Genomic DNA, 16,806 nt, shown 5'->3' with positions numbered 1-16,806 from the left:
GCCCGCGAACCGGCGCTGGACCTGCTTGAAGCTCTCCCAGTAGAGCCGGGCGGCCGAGGCGCCGGTCCGGGGCGACGGTCTGCGGCCTGGTGGACTGCTCGCGAGACGCCCCAGCCGCGGTGGCGCGGCTTGTCGCTGAAGCCGTAGCCCGGCAGGGAGGGACACACCACGTGGAAGGCGTCGCTCGGCCGGGCCTCCTTCGATGCGGGACATCATGCGCGGGCCCTGCCGGGCAGCGTGGCGGCGGCCAGGACGAGCGCCATGGGCAGCACCGTGACGAGATAGGCGGTGCGCAGGTCGAGGGCGGAGCCGAGCGCGGCGAGGGTCGCGGGTGCGGCCAGGATGGCGGTGCCAGAGGCGAGCGCGCCGTACGCCGCCGAGCGGGCGGGGGAGAGCCCGGGCACCTGGATGAGCCGGGCGAGCGTGACGGGGTAGAACGGGGCGACGCCGAGCCCGGCAAGCACGAGCCCGGCGGTGACCGGTACCGGGGCGTCGAACAGGGCGACGACGAGCGTTCCCGCCGCCGCCAGCCCGCAGCCCGCGGGGATGACGGGCAGCCGGCGGACGATCAGGCGTGGAGCCGCCAGCCGTCCGGCCGCCATCCCGATCAGGAACGCGGTCGCCGCGACCGCGGCCGCGCCGGCGGGCATGCCTGTGCCCTGCAGGCGGGCCGTCGACCAGATCGTGAAGCAGAACTCGATCGACACCGCGATCACGATCGCGGCCCACACGCCCGCGACCCGCCACACCGCCGGCGAGCCGCTCCTGGCGGAGCGGTCCTGCGCGAGCGCCGGGCGAGGCTCGCCGGGGGTGGGGCGGGGGCGGGTGTCGGCGGCAAGGAAGAGCAGGGCGGGAACGGCCACCAGGAGGGCAAGCCGCCCGCTGAGTCCCGCGGCGGTCAGCGCGCCGATGGCGAGGGGGCCGAACAGCGCGCTCACGCTCGCCGCCGCGTTCGCGCGGGCCAGGCCAGCGGCGGCGTCGGGTCCGCGCAGCAGGGCGGGGGTGACCAGGACGAACCCGGCCGACCCCAGCCCCAGCAGCAGCGCCCCTGCCGCCGCCGTGACCGCGGCGGCGCCGGTCGCGAGCAGAACCGTCCCCACGGCGGCGACCAGGGCGGAGCCGAGCAGAGCGGGCCGCGTGCCCGAGCCGAGCACCCACCGCCCCGCCAGGCCGACGACCAGCAGTCCCACTCCGAACGAGGACGACAGCCACGCCAGCTCCTCCGGCCGGCTGCCCAGCTCGGCCGCCAGCAGCACGAGGCACGCGCCGAGGCTGTTGATGGTGTAGCCGAGCGCCGCCTGCGCGATCCCGACCTGGCGGACGACGCGCCGACCCCCGTCCGGGACGCTGTTCACGACGCCTTTCACGACGCCGGCCATGGCCCCGCCAGCAGGAGCGCCTGCTGCGGGGCGAGGCGCACCCGTCCCGTCCTCGGCCGCTCCGGCGTGACCGCGGGGTCGTCGCTGTCGAACACGGCGGGCGCGGGCAGCTCCACCTCCGCGGCGGTCGCGTCGCGCAGGTTCGCCACCGCCCAGAGCCCGCCGCGGCGGTAGGCGGTCACGCCCGCGCCGAGATCGGCCCTGGCGATCTCGTCTGTGGCGGCCGCGGGACCGGCCAGGCGGCGCCGCGTCGTCAGGAGCCTGCGCAGGGTGGTGAGATGGGAGGCGGGGTCGGCCTCCTGCGCCGCGACGGTGTCGGCGTCGGTCCTGCCGCCCTCAGGCAGCCACGGCCGCCCGGTGGTGAAGCCCAGACCTGGTCCCGGCCGCCATGGCATCGGGGTACGGGCGGCGTCCCTGCTCTGGCCGGGCTCGGCCGTAGCCAGCGGATCGGCGCCGTGCCCCCGCGGCACGTGCCCGTCGCCCAGCCCGAGCTCCTCGCCCTGGTAGATCCACATCGTGCCGGGCAGCGACGCCATCAGGACGTGCAGCGCCAGCGACCTGCGCCGCCCCACCTGCCCGCCGCCGTAGCGGGTGGCGGCCCTTGGCCTGTCGTGGTTGCCCTGCACCCACGACAGGCGCGGTGAGGCCGCCGCCGCCGCGGCGAGCATGGTGTCGATCCGCTCGGGATCCCAGCCGGACTCCACCAGCCCGAACCAGAACGACGAGTGCAGCCGCTCGCCGTCGACGAAGCGGGCCAGCGTGCCCGGGTCGAGCTCGTAGACCTCGCCGACCAGGAACGCGTCGTGGCGGTCGGCCACCCGCCGCCACCTCTCGTGCACGGCGTGCACGTCGGGCTGGTGGATGTCGTGGCGGTGGTCCTGGCGGCGCCATTCCATGGTCACCCCGCCCACGGGGACGAGCAGGTCGGCGGGCAACAGCGGGTTGTCCCGCAGGTCCGCGTCCTTGACCAGGTAGGCGGCGGTGTCGATGCGGAACCCGTCGAGGCCGCGCGCCAGCCAGTGCTCGATGACCTCGTCGACCTGCGCGGCGAGCGCGGGGTTGCGCCAGTTGAGGTCGGGCTGCTCCGGACTGAACAGGTGCAGGTAGTACTGGCCGGTGGCCTCGCTGAAGGTCCAGGCGGGGCCGCCGAAGTGGGACAGCCAGTTGTTCGGCGGGCCGCCGTCGGGGGCGGGATCGCGCCAGATGTAGTAGTCGCGGTACGGGTCGGCTCTGGAGGAGGAGGCGGCCGTGAACCAGGGATGGGCGTCGCTGGTGTGGTTCACCACCAGGTCGCCGATCACCCGCATGCCCCTGCGATGCGCCCGCGCGAGCAGCTCGTCGAGCGCGGCGTCCCCGCCGAAGGACGGGTCCACCACGCGGTAGTCGGCGATGTCGTAGCCGTGGTCGCGCATCGGCGACCGGAAGAACGGCGTCAGCCAGACCACGTCGACGCCGAGCCTGGCCAGATGGTCCAGGTGCTCGCCCGCGCCTGCCAGGTCGCCCCAGCCGTCACCCGTGCTGTCGCCGAAGGACGGCAGGTACACCTGGTAGCCGACGGCGTCGCGCCACCACGGGCTGGTACGGGCGCGGCGCAGCAGATGGGCCAGGTGCCCCAGGTCGAACAGGCGCAGGTCGCCGTCGAGGCCGCGCAGGGCCGCCGTCGGCATGCCCGCCGCCGTGCCCGCCGCCAGGCCAGGCTCGGAGTCCTCGACCACGAGACAGGCGGCGGGATCGGCCCGCAGCAGGCCGGCGGCCCGCAGGTATCCCTCGGGATCGGGCTTGCCGTGCCGGACGTCGTCGATCGTGAGCAGGAGCGGAGGGTCGATCCCCGCCGCGGCCAGGCGCGCCTTCGCCAGCCGTCCGTCGGCGCTCGTCACCACCGCCCAGGGCAGGCCGCATCGGTCCAGCGTGGCGAGCAGCTCGTGCGCGCCCGGTGCGGCGGCGACGTCCGACAGGTCGTCGTACTGCAGGGCGAGCTGCCGTCGCGCCGCGATCGCGACCTCCTCGGGACCGAGTCGCGGTAAGAGGTGTGCGACCGTACGGCCGGCCGGGCTGCCGTGGGCCACGGCGAGCACGGTGTCCACGGGCACGCCGTACTCGCCGGCCCAGGTGGACCAGGCTCGCTCGACGGACGCGTCGGAGTCGACGAGAGTGCCGTCCATGTCCAGAAGTACCGCCTCGAGCCCGCCGAGGTCTGGCCGTCGTCTCACGTGGCCTCCTTCTGTATAAACTCGTCCATCGAGCATAAAGGAGGCGATGGTGCGGATGGCAAGTCCCTCTCGGGTCGGGGACGCTCGCTGGCGCGGGGCGCTGGCCGTCCTCGAGGAGATGCGCCGCGAGCCGGGCGTGACGAGAGCGGCGGTGGCGCAGCGGCTGGGGCTGAGCAGCGGCTCGGCCACGGAGATCACCGCGCGTCTGCGGGATCTCACCCTCCTGTCCGAGACGCCGGCCGCCGTGGCGGGGCGGGGCCGGCCGACCACGGTGCTCGGCCCGCATCCCGACGGGCCGATCGTGGTGGCCGTCGACCTGCGGCAGGAGGACTGGCGGTGCGCGGTCGCCGCGCTCGACGGCAAGCCGGAGATCGTCGACGGCGGCCCCCACGCCAGCCGCAGCCCAGAGCCCGTGATCGCGACGATCGCCGAGGCGGTGCGCCGCGTGCACGACCGGTACGGCGAGCGGGTCAGGGCCGTCGGCGTGGCGGTCACCGCCACCGTGCAGCACGGCAGGGTCGTGCAGGCCTCCACCCTGGGCTGGGACGCGGTGGACCTCGGCGCCATCGCCGCCGATTCGCGCCTTCCCCTGCTCATCGGCAACGACGCCACGCTCGCCGGCGTCGCCGAGGCCCGCGAGGGGGCGGCGGCGGGTGCGGCCACGGCCTTGCACGTGACGATCGAGGTGGGCGTCGGAGGCACCCTGGTCGTCGGCGGGCAACCGGTCAGCGGGGCGACGGGGGCGGGCGGCGAGTTCGGTCACCTCCCGCTGGGCGAGCCGGGTCTGCGCTGCCCGTGCGGGGCCACGGGATGCTGGGACCTGGCCGTGGACGGCAGGGCCATCGCCCGCCATCTCGGCGATCGGCCGCCCGGCGACCCCCGGACCTACGCGCTGGCGGCCATCGCCAAGGCGCCGGGCGACCCTGCCGTCGCGGCGGCCGTCGAGCGGGCCGCCACCGGCTTCGCCGCCGGCCTGGCCGGACTCATCAACGCCCTGGACCCCGACGTCGTCACACTCGGCGGCCTCGCCCAGCCCCTGCGGACGGCGGCCGAGGCGCGGTTCGAGGCCGCGCTGACCGGCGGGCTCATGCGCTTCCGCAGGGCGGATCCACCGCGCGTGCTGGCCGCCGTGCTCGGGGACGACGGCGCGCTGCACGGGGCGGCGCTCACCGCTCTCGACCACGTGCTGACCGAAACGGGCATGAACGCCTGGGCGGCTACATTGCGGACATGACTGCAGAAAGCATGCGACCGCTGATCGTCGTGGCCGCGGCGATCATCCGAGTCGCCGCGCTGGAGGGCGTCCCCATGCGCATGACCGTGTTCGAGGCGGGGATCAGCCGGGATCCCAGCCCCGCGGCCGAACTGGCGGACCTTCGATGGGCGACGGCGGGGGAGCGCGACCTGGTCCTGGCGCCCGCGGTGCGCGACCACGTGCTCCCGCTGCTCGCGGGCCGTTTGATCGCCGGGCACGACCGAGCACCTCCTGGTCGCCTCGGGACGCCTCCACGCGGGCCCGGCCGACGACCTCCGCCTGCTCGGGCCGGGTGACCTGCTGGCCTTCGCGGGCGACGCGCCGCACGGCTACCGGACCGGCGACGACCCCGCCGACGTCACCGTCGTCATCGCCTCGCCCGCCATGGGCTGACCGCTGATTGGGGCGCCAGGTGTCGCGCACCTCGCCCGTGCGGCCGAATTCGTCGGCGACCTCTCCTAGAGTGGCCCGGTGACTTCCCCCGAGCGCGCTTCCCAGGCAACCGACGTGCTGCGGCGCGTCTTCGGCTACGACTCCTTCAGGGAGGGGCAGCAGGAGATCATCGACCACGTGGTCGTGGGCGGCGACGCGCTGGTGCTGATGCCGACAGGCGGCGGCAAGTCGCTGTGCTACCAGATCCCCGCTCTGGTACGGCAGGGCACGGGCGTCGTCGTCTCCCCGCTGATCGCGCTCATGCAGGACCAGGTCGACGCGCTGACCACGGCGGGCGTCAGGGCCGGGTTCCTCAACTCCACGCAGGAGCAGGGGGAGCGGGCGGCGGTCGAGGAGGCGTTCGTGGCCGGCGAGCTCGACCTGCTCTACCTGGCGCCCGAGCGGCTGCGCTCCGAGCAGACGCTGCGGCTGCTGGCCAGGGGGCCGATCTCGCTGTTCGCGATCGACGAGGCCCACTGCGTGGCGCAGTGGGGCCACGACTTCAGGCCCGACTATTTGGCGCTGTCCACGCTGCACGAGCGCTGGCCCGACGTGCCGCGCATCGCGCTGACGGCGACCGCGACCCCCGAGACGCACAACGAGATCACCGCCAGGCTCGGCCTGGAGCGGGCGCGCCATTTCGTGGCCAGCTTCGACCGCCCCAACATCCAGTACAGGATCGAGCCGAAGAACGAGCCGAAGCGGCAGCTGCTGCGGCTGATCCGCGCCGAGCACGACGGGGACTCCGGCATCGTCTACTGCCTCTCGCGCGCCTCGGTTGAGAAGATCGCCGCGTTCCTGCAGGAGAACGGCGTCAGCGCGCTGCCGTACCACGCGGGGCTCGACGCCCGCACGCGCGCCGCCCACCAGGCCCGCTTCCTCAGGGAAGACGGCATGATCATGGTGGCGACGATCGCCTTCGGCATGGGCATCGACAAGCCCGACGTGCGCTTCGTCGCCCACCTCGACCTGCCCAAGTCCATGGAGGGCTACTACCAGGAGACCGGCAGGGCCGGGCGTGACGGGCAGCCCGCCACCGCGTGGCTCGCCTACGGCCTGCAGGACGTCGTCCAGCAGCGCCGCATGATCGACACCTCCGAGGGCGACGACGCGCACCGGCGGCGGCAGTCCGCGCACCTCGACGCCATGCTCGCGCTCTGCGAGACGGCCGAGTGCCGCAGGGTGCGCCTGCTGGCCTACTTCGGGCAGGAGGGCGCGCCGTGCGGCAACTGCGACACCTGCCTGACCCCGCCGGAGACCTGGGACGGCACGATCGCGGCCCAGAAGCTGCTGTCGACCGTGCTGCGGCTGAAGCGCGAGCGGAACCAGCGTTTCGGCGCGGGTCAGCTGATCGACATCCTGCTCGGCAAGAAGACCGACAAGGTGCTGCAGTTCGACCACGCCTCGCTGACGGTGTTCGGCATCGGCACCGAGCTGAGCGAGACGCAGTGGCGCGGGGTGGTGCGGCAGTTGCTGGCGCTCGGCATGCTGGCCGTCGAGGGCGACTACGGCACGCTGGTCCACACCGACGCGGCCGCGCCCGTGCTCCGCGGCGAGCGGCAGGTGATGCTGCGGCACGACCCGGTGGCCAGGAAGGCCGACAGGCCGGCCAAGTCCGCCCGCCAAGCGGCGGTGGCCGAGCTGCCCGCCGAGGCGCAGCCGCTGTTCGAGCTGCTGCGTGCCTGGCGCGGGGCCACGGCGAAGGAGCAGGGGGTGCCCGCCTACGTCATCTTCCACGACGCGACGCTGCGCGAGATCGCCGCCCGCCGGCCCGGGTCGCTGGCGGAGTTGTCAGGGATCTCGGGGGTGGGGGAGAGCAAGCTGGCCAAGTACGGCGAGCAGGTCCTCGCGGCCCTGGCCGAGGCCGAGTGACCCTGGGTCGGGCCAGCCGTGCGGCCTTCCGCCGGATCCGCTGGGTGACCTCGGATCCGGTCGGCTGAGTGATCTCCGATCGGATCCGCTGGGTGACCTCGGATCCGGTCGGCTGAGTGATCTCCGATCGGGTCAGCCGTGGGTCTCCGGTCCGGTCCGCCGAGGGGCGGGGCCGCCCGCCCGGTAACGATCCACGGGTGCCGGGCGGGCCGGCCTCGTGGGTCGTCTCTGCCGGGCCGGCCCCCGGGTGCGTTCCCCGGCCGGCCGGCCCGGTCAGTGGGTGCGGTCCGTGAGCGAGACGCACAGCGTGCGCAGGTCGGTGGCCGCGGGGAACGTGCTGTCCAGGATGTCGAGCGCCCTGGAGGCGTGCCTGGCGGCGATGGCCAAGGTCGTCGTCCGGCCGCCGGCCGCCTCGATGAGCTCGGCGGCCAGCCGTACCGAGTCCTCGTCGTCGGCGCCGCATGCCAGCAGCGCCGACAGCTCGCGGCCGGCCGGCGAACCCGACGCGAGAGCGGCCAGCACGGGCAGCGTCTTCTTCCTGCGGCGCAGGTCGCCGAAGACGGGCTTGCCGGTGTGGGACGGGTCGCCCCAGATGCCGAGCACGTCGTCCACCATCTGGAAGGCCAGGCCCAGCTCGAGACCCATGTCGTGCATCCGCGCGGCCAGCGGCTCGGACGCGCCCGCGAGCGTGACGCCGAGCGCGGCGGCGCAGGCCAGCAGCGAGCCGGTCTTGTCGGCGGCCATGCCGGTGTACTCGGCCACACTGACCGCGTCGTGGCCGTTCCACGGCCGCTCCTCGAAGGCCATGTCCTGCGTCTGGCCGTGCACGAGCCGTACCAGCGCGGACGACAGGTGCCCCGTGGCGGCCGCGGCATGAGGGCCGGTCGCCGCCGACCTGATCGCCAACGCCAGCAGCGCGTCCCCTGCCAGGATCGCCGGACCCACGCCGTACGCCTTCCATACGGCGGGCTTGTGCCTGCGGCGCTCGTCGCTGTCGATGATGTCGTCGTGCACGAGCGAGAAGGCGTGAACGAGCTCTACCGCGACGGCGCCGGGCAGGGCCGTCTCGAGCGTGCCGCCCGCGGCCTGCGCGCACAGCATCGCCACCGCGGGGCGCAATCCCTTGCCCGCGTCGCCCTCGATGGGGGTGCCGTCGATGTCCGACCAGCCGAGAGAGAAGGCGGCCATCCGCGCGCCCCATGGGTGGAGGTCGGCCACCGCCGCGCGCATGGCTGGTTCGAGCAGCTCACGGCACCGGGAGAGGGTGTCGGCAGGAAGCGCGAGGTCAGCCATCGATCCTCCGATGCACTGGCATGACGCCATAAGTCGCCATCAATCTCCAACCTTGATCAGTACCGGGCGATCATGTGATACTCCACGCGAACCATCATGATTGCGAAGTAGGAGTACATGTCGACCGGTCGCCCGGCGCGCGAAGACTCGGTGATCGCGGCGTCCGCTGCCGGACAGAGCGTCGAGACCATCACTGGACGGATCTCCGCGGTAGATATCTCCAGGTTTGTGCCAGCTTATGGCATTGCCTCCCCCGCCTCGGGCCCCTGGGGCGGTTGACGCTCATGCCGGGCACCGGATGACCCCCGAGCCGGCCGAGACCGCGCAGCCGGAAAGCACCTGTGCGCCGGCCGCCGAGCGCCCGCGCGACCTGCGCGACGAGTCGGGGACCGCCCCGCGCTTCCGTGACCGTCGGTGCCGCGGTACAGCGGTACCCGCGCCCGCTCAGCGCCCCTGCCGCCTGTCGCGGGAACGTCAGCTGGGGCGGCCACAACACGCTCAAGCCCGGCACGGACCGCGACGAGGCGAACGCCGCGATGACGGCGCTCGCCCGTGCCGCGACGGCGCGGATCGAGGTTCTCAAGGCAGACTCCCGCGCACCGCGGCCTGTCTCGAACGCCAGATCGGCTTCACCACCGGCCTCTTCGGTACCTCGAACATCTTGGGAGAGTTGTGAGTGACATTGCCTTCGCGGCCCGCGAACTGGTGGACGGGCTCATGGCCAGGCCATGGGGACAGATGACCGCCTCCGTCTACGAGACGGGCCGCCTCGTCACGCTCACCCCCTGGCTGGCCGGTCACGCCGAACGGGTGGACTACCTGCTGCGCACCCAGCGGCCTGACGGCACCTGGGGCGCGCCCGACGGCTACGACCTGGTGCCCACGCTCAGCGCGGTCGAGGCGCTGCTGTCCGAGCACCGCCGATCCGGCCGCGCCGAGCTCTCCGCCGCCGCCGACCGCGGGGTGGAGGTCCTCCAGGTACGGCTGCGCGCGGCGGCCGACCTGCCCGACCTGCCGGCCATCGAGCTCATCGTCCCGTCCCTCGTCTCGCTGATCAACGAGCACCTGGACGGCGCGAGCGACGCTCTGCCGCTGCCGAGCGGGATGAACCACGACCTCCTTGAGGCGGTGCGCGGGCGGGCGGCCTCAGGCGCCGAGCTTCCGGAGAAGCTCCTGCACGCGCTCGAGATCGTGGGACCCGCGGCGAGAGGCGCGCACGTCCGGCCGACCGCGATCGGCACGATCGGCGCCTCTCCCGCCGCCACCGCCGCCTGGCTCGCCGCCTCCCGCTCCGCACCCGCCGGTCTCCAGCCCGCGGAGGCCGGGACCCGCGGGACTGACATCCATGGGAACGCGAGCGCCTCGAACGTCGGGAACGCGGGCGCGGGGAACGCGGCTGCCGGGCATGCGGTCGTCGAGTACGCGGCCATCGGACATGCGGGCTTCGGCGCGGCGGGCCGTTCCGGCGATCGGGTCTCGGGTGACCGCGGGCCGGTGGGCGATGTGCTGGCCGTCCAGCATCTTGAGGCGGTCGCCAGAAGGCACGGGGGCCCGGTGCCGGTCGGGCTGCCGATCACGGTCTTCGAGCGCGGCTGGGTGCTGAGCTGGCTGACCAGGGCGGGCATCGAGCTGGACGTCCCGCCTGAGATGGTCGCCGACCTGAGGGCGGCCATCGGCCCGGCGGGAACCCCCGCGGGCACGGGCCTGCCCGCCGACGCCGACACCACGTCGGTCGCCCTCTACGCGCTGGCGCTGCTGGGCGCACCGCAGCAGCCGGACAGCCTGCTCGCCTTCGACGCGGGCACGCACTTCTGCACGTGGCAGGGGGAGGACGGTCATTCCCTGAGCGTCAACGCCCACGTCCTGGACGCGTTCGGGAAGTACGTGGAGTGCCGCCCCGAGGCCGAGGGCCGCTACCGCCCCGCTATGGCGCGGCTGGCCCGGTGGCTGCAGGACAGGCAGCGCCCCGACGGTGGCTGGGAGGACCGCTGGCACGCCTCGCCGTACTACGCGACCGCGGCCTGCGCGCTGGCCCTCGACGAGTACGGCGGGCCGGAGGCGAAGGACGCGGTCCTGGCGGCGGTGACGTGGGTGCTGGACACCCAGCGGGAGGACGGCTCGTGGGGGAGGTGGCAGGGCAGCCCCGAGGAAACCGCCTACGCGCTGCAGGTTCTGCTGCAGACCTCGGCCGGAGTCGATCCGCGCCTTCCTGAGGCGGCCGCCGCGGGGTATGTGTTCCTGCGCGACGCCGACCTGGACGATCAGCCGGCGCTCTGGCACGACAAGGATCTCTACACGCCGCAGGCGGTGGTCAGGGCGGCCGTGCTCGCCGCCCTTCACGTCGCCGAGCGCGACCGGAGAGTGGCCGGCCTGGTAAGATCATGAACAATGGCGCAACTAAATGCCAATAAAAGCGGCAATTGCGACATTAACAAATTGTTGCGGCTTGAGTGGAGTATGTGGCGTTGCTAGGGTGTCCGGAGTGTTGGGGCGCCGGGTGCCTGATTGTCCCTTAGCGAATATCTCCCTCGGGTGTACATATGCGCTTGCGTGATTCGCGATTGCGAACCAAGGTCGCCGCCCTCCTCGTCTCCCTCACCGCCCTCTGGGCCTTCGCGGCGTGGACCACCATCCGTGAGGGCGTGGACCTGCTGCGGGCCACCACGCTCGACGGCGGGGTGGCCGTCCCCGGTGGCTCCCTGGTGACCGAACTGCAGCGCGAACGCCGGTTGTCGCTCATCCGGCTGGGAAGCGGCGGCCCCGCCGACCCGCGGGCGCTCCGCGACCAGCGCGCCAGGACCGACGCCGCCGCGTCCGCCTTCATCGAGCAAGCCGGCGCGTCGAGTGTCGCCCTCGCCGCGTCCGACACCCTCGACCTGCGTCTGGAACGGGTGTTCGCCCGTCTCGAAGGGTTGCGGCAGTCCCGCGCCGCCCTCGACGCCGGCGCGCTCGACCGTGAGCGCGCCGCGGCCGCCTACACCGGCGTCATCGACACGATCTACCAGGCCTACGACTCGCTGGCCTTCCTCGACGACGAGCGGACGGCCACGGGCGCCAGAGCCCTCCTCGAGATGAGCAGGGCCGTGGAGCTCATCTCGCAGGAGGACGCGCTCGTCACGGGCGCGCTGGCCACGGGCGGGCTCAGCGTCGCCGAGCGCGGGCGGTTCGCGCAGCTCGTCGGAGCCCAGCGCTTCGCCCGCGCAGGGGCGGCGGTCGAACTGACGGACGCCGACCGCCGCGACTACGACGACCTCGTCGCCGGCCCCGCCTACTCCCGCCTGCACGACCTTGAGGACCGACTCACGCAGGGCGCCGCCCCCGCCGGCGCGGAGCAGTGGAGAGCCGCCGTCGAGCCGGTGCTCGGGGCGCTCGACGCGACCGTGCGGAAGGCCGCCGCCGGCCTCATCGAGCGGGCCGCCCCCGTCGCCGTCGGCATCATCGTCAGCCTCGTGCTGGTAGGCGGGCTCGGCCTGATCGCCGTCGTCACCTCGATCGTGCTGTCGGTCACGACGACCAGGACGGCGCTGACCCAGCTCAAGAAACTGCGCGAGGCCGCGCACGAGCTGTCGGAGCGGCGGCTGCCGCGCGTCGTCGAGCGCATCGGCCGCGGCGAGGAGGTCGACCTGGCCGTTGACGCGCCGCCGTTGACGTTCGGCGACGACGAGATCGGCGAGGTCGGCCGAGCGTTCAACAGTGTGCAGGAGACCGCCATCAGGGTCGCGGTCGAGCAGGCGGAGCTGCGCCGCAGCATCCGCGACATCCTGCTCAGCCTCGCCCGCAGGACGCAGGGCCTGGTGCAGAGGCAGCTGACCGTCCTCGACGTCATGGAACGCAGGGAGCAGGAGCCGGAGGAACTGCGCGACCTGTTCAGGCTCGACCACCTGGCCACCCGCATGCGGCGCAACGCCGAGAACCTGATCGTGCTGTCGGGCTCCTCACCGGGCCGCACGTGGCGCAGGTCCGTGCCCATGCTCGACGTGGTGCGCGGCGCGCTTGCCGAGGTCGAGGACTACACCCGCGTCCAGCTGCGGCCCCTGGGCGAGGCGACGCTGGCGGGCAGGGCCGTGGGCGACGTCGTCCACCTGCTGGCCGAACTGATCGAGAACGCCGTCTCCTTCTCGCCGCCCTACGCGATGGTGCAGGTCAGCGGACAGATGGGGGTCAACGGGTACGTGGTCGAGATCGAGGACCGCGGCCTCGGCATGACGCCGGAGGACCTGGAGGCGGCCAACCGGCGCATCGCCGAGCCGCAGGAGTTCTCCGGTACGGCGCGGCTGGGACTCTACGTGGTCGCCAAGCTGGCCGAGCGGCACGGCATCCGGGTGCGGCTGCGGCCCTCGCAGTACGGCGGGACCACGGTCGTGGCGCTGGTGCCGCTCGAGCTGATCGGCCTCGAACCCGAGCCGGACGACCTCAGGCTCGCGGAGGACACCAGGTTCCCCACGCTGGCGGACCTCACGCGCGCCGAGCTCGGCGAGGGGCAGGTGGGCGAGGGGCAGGTGGAGGAAGGGCGGCAAGCGCGCGGGACCGGCCTCGCGTTCGGGATCCCCGCACCCAGGTCGGCGCTGAACGGCCCGCCCGGCGGCACCGCCACCGTGCTGCGTGCCGCCCCTGTGACGGGGCAGCCGGTCGCGAGAGGTTCCAGGCCCCCGCTGCCCGCCAGGCCCGCCAGGAACGCCCCCGAGGACGTGCCCGGGGACGTCCCCGCCACGCCCGCGCCCGCCGACGTGAGCGCCACGCATACGCCCGCCGACATGACGGCCACGCATAGGCCCGCCGACATGCTCGGGAGGAACGCAGCGAGGCCGGAGCCGCCCGAGGACGGGCCGTCGCCGGTCGTGAGCCCGCTGGACACCACCGTGCTCGCGTCCGGTGTCACCGGCGCGGCGCGGGCGCACCCGGACGGGCAACCGCTCTCCGCCGAGTCGCTCACCCCGGAGTCGCTCACCCCGGAGTCGCTCACCCCGGAGTCGCTCACCCCGGAGTCGCTCACCCCGGAGTCGCTCACCCCGGAGTCGCTCACCCCGGAGTCGCTCACCCCGGAGTCGCTCATCGCGCTGCCGCTCGCCGCCGCCTCGCCCGTGGCCGGGCCGTTCTCCGCCGAGTCCTTCTCAGCGGCGTCGCTCATCTCCGAGCCGCTCACGGCTGAGGCCATCCTGACGCAGGAGGCCTATCTGGCGCAGGCGCAGGAGGCCCTTCTGTCGCCGGAGCCCATCACCGGGCAGGATCGCCTGACGCAGAAGACCCAGGCGGTGCGGGAAGACCCGGCGGCGCTGGTGAGCCCCGTCGCACTGGAGGGCCCGGCCGTGTCGGGAGGCCGGGCGGCGCTGGTGGGGCCGGTCGCGCTGGAGGGCCCGGCCGCGCGGGAAGTCCGGGTGGCGGAGGAAGGTTCGGCCGCGCAGGAAGTCCGGGCGGTGGAGGAAGGTTCGGCGGCCCGCGAAAGCAGGACGGCACACGAAAGCATGACAGCACAGGAGATCGGCGGGGAGCAGGAGCGGCCGGCGTGCACGCCGTCCGGCCTGCCGTTCCGCGTACCCCAGACCCACCTGGCACCCGAGCTCATGACCGAGGAGGCCACGACGCCGCACGAGCAGGAACACGACGAGCGTTCGCCCGAGGAGATCCGCGCGATCATGGGCTCGTTCCAGTCGGGGACCCGCCTGGGCAGGACACAGGCGGCCAAGCTGACCGAGGGGGAGGCGTGAGAGCAACAGGCCATACGACCGATCTGAACTGGCTTCTCGATGACCTGGCGGGCCGCGTGAGGGAGGTGGAGCACGCCATCGTGCTCTCCTCCGACGGGCTGCTGATGGCCTCGTCGAGGGACCTCGACAGGACGGAGGGGGAGCATCTGTCGGCCGTGGCGTCAGGGTTGCAGAGTCTGGCCAGAGGCGCCAGCGAGCACGTCGGCGGCGGAGCCGTACGGCAGACGATCGTGGAGTGGCGATCCCGCTACCTCATCGTCACCGTCGCAGGCGAGGGGGCGTGCCTGGCGGTGCTCTGCCTGCAGGACTCCGACATCGGCCTGATCGCCTACGAGATGGCCATGCTCGTGGCCAGGGTCGGCCAGTACCTCACGTCGCCCGCGCGTGGAGAGGCGGCCCTGTGACGGAGGAGGAGTGGGTCGATCCCGAGATCGTCAGACCGTACGTGGTGACGCGTGGCCGTACCGAGCCCGTGAGGGGCTCCTTCGACCTGATCTCGCTGGCCGTCGCCGTGGGCGAGCCGCCTGAGCCGGAGTCGGGGCTGGATCCCGAACACCTGTCGATCGTCAGGCTCTGCCGTGAGCCGATCTCCGTGGCGGAGCTGGCCGCCACTCTCGACCTTCCCGCGGGCACGATCCGTGTCCTGCTGGGCGACCTGCTGGAGCAGGGGTTCGTCACAGTGCAAGATCCTCAACCCGAGGTGGACATGCAAGACGAGAAGATGTACAGGGCGGTGCTCGATGGTCTTCGGTCGCTCTGAGCGGCGGCGGCTGCCGACCGCCATCAAGATCCTGATCGCCGGCGGGTTCGGCGCGGGCAAGACGACCATGGTCGGCTCGGTGTCGGAGACCAGGCCGCTGCGCACCGAGGAGACGATGACCGACCGCTCGACGGGCGTCGACGACACCTTCGGCGTGGAGGCCAAGCGCACCACGACGGTCGCCATGGACTTCGGCCGCATCACCATGGGCGACGACTACATGCTCTACCTGTTCGGCACGCCGGGGCAGGAGCGGTTCTGGTTCGTGTGGGACGAGCTGGCGCTGGGGGCGCTGGGCGCGGTCATCCTGGCCGACACGCGCAGGCTGGCCGACTGCTTCCCCTCCGTCGACTACTTCGAGCGGCGGGGCACGCCGTTCGTGGTCGCGGTCAACTGCTTCGAGGGCTCGCCGGTCTACCAGCTGAGCGAGGTGAGGCTGGCGCTCGGGCTCGATCCGTCGATCCCGATCGTGCTGTGCGACGCCCGCAAGCGCGACTCCAGCCGCGAGGTGCTGATCACGCTGGTCGAGCATGCGATGAAGGTGCGCGCCCCCGTCGGGACCACCTCGTGACCATCGCCCGCTACCTTTGATCGGATGGAGGAGATCGACCGCCGGATCGTCACGCTGCTGGCCAGGGACGGCCGGATGAGCTTCACCGACCTGGCCAGGGAGACAGGGCTGTCCGTGTCGGCGGTGCACCAGCGGGTCCGCCGCCTGGAGAAGCGCGGCGTCGTGCGCGGCTACACCGCGCTGGTCGACCATGACGCCATCGGGCTGCCGCTGACCGCGTTCGTGTCGATCAAGCCGATCGACCCCTCGGCGCCGGACGACGCGCCCGAGCGCCTGGCCCATCTGAGCGCGATCGAGGCATGCCACAGCGTGGCGGGCGACGAGAGCTACATCCTCAAGGTGCGCGTCGCCTCCCCGATCGCGCTGGAGGAGCTGTTGCAGCACATCCGTGCCTCGGCGAACGTCTCCACGCGCACGACGGTGGTGCTGAGCACGCCGTACGAGCACCGGCCGCCCGAACTGGGCGAGGCCTGACGGCCCCGCCCCCTGTCATCCCTCGCCGAAGATCGGCAGCAGCTCCCGCAGCTCCTCCTCGGTCACCTGCCGGCCGTACGGGGCCCGTTCGAAGGTCTCGGCGTGCCTGACCCCGGAGGCGTGCCGGGCGCCGTAGCGGGCCTCCAGCGCGGGCCGCGCGCCCTCGGGCACGGCCAGGAAGCGCGCCCAGTGCTCGGCCACGAACGCCCGCCCCGCCTCGACGTCGCCCGCCGCGGGCGCCCGGTCGAGGAAGCCGCGCTGCCATGGCGCGTACTCCAGGAACTGTGAGGCGTGCGCCAGGCAGCCGTCCAGCTTGGCCTCCAGCACGTCGTCCACGTCGACGGCGACCTCGTGCCGGTGGAAGGACGTCGAGGCGTAGTCGGTCATGATCAGGCAGACGGGCTGGCGGGGGAGCGGCGGTTTGCCCGCGGTCACGTTGCGGTTGGTGACGAAGGAGACCGCGTCGGCCGCCAGGCGGCCGGCCGCGCGGTTGTCGGGATGCCCCGGGCCGTGCCCGTGCAGGGCGATCACCACGTCGGCGCGCCAGCCGCGGATCGCGGTGATCACCTGGGACCGCATCGCCACCGAAGGCTCCAGCTCGCCGTCGTGCGTGTCGAGGATGTCGTAGTCGATCACGCCGAGCGCGTCGGCGGCCCGCCACGCCTCCTCGGCCCTCCTGACCGCCAGCGGAGCCCTGTCCATCCGGTGGTGTCCCGCGTCGCCGTTGGTGAGCGTCAGGAACTTCACCGCGTGGCCCGCCCGCGCCAGCAACGCGGCGGTCCCTCCCGCGTAGATCTCCGGCTCGTCGGGGTGGGCTCCGATGACCAGGGTGCGCAACATTCGTCCTCCGCCGCT

13 protein-coding genes are annotated in these 16,806 nt (G+C 73.2%); 9 read left to right on the top strand and 4 right to left on the bottom strand.

Features of this window, described 5'->3' with window-relative positions:
• Window positions 1-212: 212 nt before the first annotated feature.
• Both ACFSKW_RS02745 and ACFSKW_RS02740 read right to left on the bottom strand, forming a co-directional pair.
• Entirely contained in the window at window positions 213-1,367 is a 1,155-nt protein-coding gene (locus tag ACFSKW_RS02745) for an MFS transporter (protein WP_379568724.1), read from the bottom strand.
• Complete coding sequence (locus ACFSKW_RS02740) at window positions 1,364-3,589, bottom strand: HAD-IA family hydrolase (RefSeq protein WP_379568722.1); 2,226 nt, start codon at window positions 3,587-3,589, stop codon at window positions 1,364-1,366. The genes ACFSKW_RS02745 and ACFSKW_RS02740 overlap by 4 nt, the downstream gene beginning before the upstream one ends.
• Before the next feature lie 55 nt (window positions 3,590-3,644).
• Here ACFSKW_RS02740 and ACFSKW_RS02735 point away from each other — a divergent pair, with 55 nt between their 5' ends.
• The 3 genes from ACFSKW_RS02735 to recQ all read left to right on the top strand — a co-directional run bounded on the left by ACFSKW_RS02735 (window position 3,645) and on the right by recQ (window position 7,148).
• Window positions 3,645-4,823, top strand: a complete 1,179-nt coding sequence (locus ACFSKW_RS02735; protein ID WP_379568720.1) for an ROK family transcriptional regulator — start codon at window positions 3,645-3,647, stop codon at window positions 4,821-4,823.
• Window positions 4,820-5,140: an NUDIX hydrolase gene (locus ACFSKW_RS02730; RefSeq protein WP_379568718.1), complete on the top strand. Its 321-nt coding sequence runs from the start codon at window positions 4,820-4,822 to the stop codon at window positions 5,138-5,140. The genes ACFSKW_RS02735 and ACFSKW_RS02730 overlap by 4 nt, the downstream gene beginning before the upstream one ends.
• Window positions 5,141-5,315: 175 nt before the next feature.
• Window positions 5,316-7,148, top strand: coding sequence for a DNA helicase RecQ (gene recQ, locus ACFSKW_RS02725; protein ID WP_379568716.1), 1,833 nt, complete (start codon window positions 5,316-5,318; stop codon window positions 7,146-7,148).
• Window positions 7,149-7,421: 273 nt separating this feature from the next.
• On the opposite strand, the gene ACFSKW_RS02720 is transcribed toward recQ, so the two are convergent.
• Window positions 7,422-8,441, bottom strand: a complete 1,020-nt coding sequence (locus ACFSKW_RS02720; RefSeq protein ID WP_379568715.1) for a polyprenyl synthetase family protein — start codon at window positions 8,439-8,441, stop codon at window positions 7,422-7,424.
• A gap of 672 nt (window positions 8,442-9,113) precedes the next feature.
• Here ACFSKW_RS02720 and ACFSKW_RS02715 point away from each other — a divergent pair.
• The 6 genes from ACFSKW_RS02715 to ACFSKW_RS02690 all read left to right on the top strand — a co-directional run bounded on the left by ACFSKW_RS02715 (window position 9,114) and on the right by ACFSKW_RS02690 (window position 15,951).
• Window positions 9,114-10,826 (top strand): prenyltransferase/squalene oxidase repeat-containing protein, encoded by a 1,713-nt coding sequence (locus ACFSKW_RS02715; protein WP_379568713.1) that lies wholly within the window; start codon window positions 9,114-9,116, stop codon window positions 10,824-10,826.
• Window positions 10,827-11,002: 176 nt separating this feature from the next.
• On the top strand, window positions 11,003-14,146 hold the full coding sequence (locus ACFSKW_RS02710; RefSeq protein WP_379568711.1) for a sensor histidine kinase: 3,144 nt from the start codon (window positions 11,003-11,005) through the stop codon (window positions 14,144-14,146).
• Entirely contained in the window at window positions 14,143-14,550 is a 408-nt protein-coding gene (locus ACFSKW_RS02705) for a roadblock/LC7 domain-containing protein (RefSeq protein ID WP_379568709.1), read from the top strand. Before ACFSKW_RS02710 ends, ACFSKW_RS02705 begins: the two co-directional genes overlap by 4 nt.
• Complete coding sequence (locus ACFSKW_RS02700; protein WP_379568707.1) at window positions 14,547-14,906, top strand: DUF742 domain-containing protein; 360 nt, start codon at window positions 14,547-14,549, stop codon at window positions 14,904-14,906. The genes ACFSKW_RS02705 and ACFSKW_RS02700 overlap by 4 nt, the downstream gene beginning before the upstream one ends.
• Window positions 14,887-15,477 carry a GTP-binding protein gene (locus ACFSKW_RS02695; RefSeq protein ID WP_379568705.1) on the top strand — a complete coding sequence of 197 codons (591 nt, stop codon included), beginning with the start codon at window positions 14,887-14,889 and terminating at the stop codon, window positions 15,475-15,477. The genes ACFSKW_RS02700 and ACFSKW_RS02695 overlap by 20 nt, the downstream gene beginning before the upstream one ends.
• A 24-nt stretch (window positions 15,478-15,501) precedes the next feature.
• Complete coding sequence (locus ACFSKW_RS02690) at window positions 15,502-15,951, top strand: Lrp/AsnC family transcriptional regulator (RefSeq protein ID WP_379568703.1); 450 nt, start codon at window positions 15,502-15,504, stop codon at window positions 15,949-15,951.
• A gap of 15 nt (window positions 15,952-15,966) precedes the next feature.
• Here ACFSKW_RS02690 and ACFSKW_RS02685 read toward each other — a convergent pair whose 3' ends face one another.
• Complete coding sequence (locus tag ACFSKW_RS02685; RefSeq protein WP_379568701.1) at window positions 15,967-16,791, bottom strand: PIG-L deacetylase family protein; 825 nt, start codon at window positions 16,789-16,791, stop codon at window positions 15,967-15,969.
• Window positions 16,792-16,806: the final 15 nt, after the last annotated feature.

The organism is Nonomuraea mangrovi (genome assembly GCF_042681425.1).
Taxonomy (GTDB): domain Bacteria; phylum Actinomycetota; class Actinomycetes; order Streptosporangiales; family Streptosporangiaceae; genus Nonomuraea; species Nonomuraea mangrovi.
Note: the sequence above shows the minus strand (reverse complement) of the source record. Positions and strands in the feature narration are given on the sequence as shown.

Excerpts from the sequence above, each read along its gene's own strand:
- ACFSKW_RS02735 (WP_379568720.1), top strand. The coding sequence starts at position 3,645 with ATGGCAAGTCCCTCTCGGGTCGGGGACGCTCGCTGGCGCGGGGCGCTG.
- ACFSKW_RS02730 (WP_379568718.1), top strand. The coding sequence starts at position 4,820 with ATGACTGCAGAAAGCATGCGACCGCTGATCGTCGTGGCCGCGGCGATC.
- ACFSKW_RS02720 (WP_379568715.1), bottom strand. The coding sequence starts at position 8,441 with ATGGCTGACCTCGCGCTTCCTGCCGACACCCTCTCCCGGTGCCGTGAG.
- ACFSKW_RS02695 (WP_379568705.1), top strand. The coding sequence starts at position 14,887 with ATGGTCTTCGGTCGCTCTGAGCGGCGGCGGCTGCCGACCGCCATCAAG.
- ACFSKW_RS02690 (WP_379568703.1), top strand. The coding sequence starts at position 15,502 with ATGGAGGAGATCGACCGCCGGATCGTCACGCTGCTGGCCAGGGACGGC.
- ACFSKW_RS02685 (WP_379568701.1), bottom strand. The coding sequence starts at position 16,791 with ATGTTGCGCACCCTGGTCATCGGAGCCCACCCCGACGAGCCGGAGATC.